The sequence below is a fragment of the Pseudoalteromonas sp. SIMBA_162 genome (genome assembly GCF_046535955.1).
Taxonomy (GTDB): domain Bacteria; phylum Pseudomonadota; class Gammaproteobacteria; order Enterobacterales; family Alteromonadaceae; genus Pseudoalteromonas; species Pseudoalteromonas marina.
Genome location: NZ_JAWJBQ010001246.1, coordinates 1 through 234, shown reverse-complemented (window position 1 = coordinate 234; position 234 = coordinate 1). Strand labels below are relative to the sequence as shown.

The window sequence follows — 234 nt, the reverse complement described above, 5'->3', positions numbered from 1 at the left end:
ATGCCCGCCGTCAGCGAGCAAGGAGAATGACGATGATGATCGTGGAGCTGATTGATCACGAAGACTTTCGTGAGCGGCTGGTGGCGCTGGGCGTGCAGATTTCCGAGCATGCCTGCGCGGACACCTGCGCGCGCATGGCACTCAGAAAGCATGCCGAGGTGGGCGTGCCGGGCCTGCAGGAACTGGTGCGCGAGCTGGTGATGCACTCCGATATCCTGCTGCCATCGGTGCGCC

At 63.2% G+C, this 234-nt stretch carries 1 protein-coding gene; it reads left to right on the top strand.

Annotation, left to right across the window (positions count from 1 at the left end):
- Window positions 1–32: 32 nt before the first annotated feature.
- Window positions 33–234: hypothetical protein (locus R0J88_RS23615; RefSeq protein ID WP_410901403.1), on the top strand; the 202-nt coding region annotated here is incomplete at its 3' end.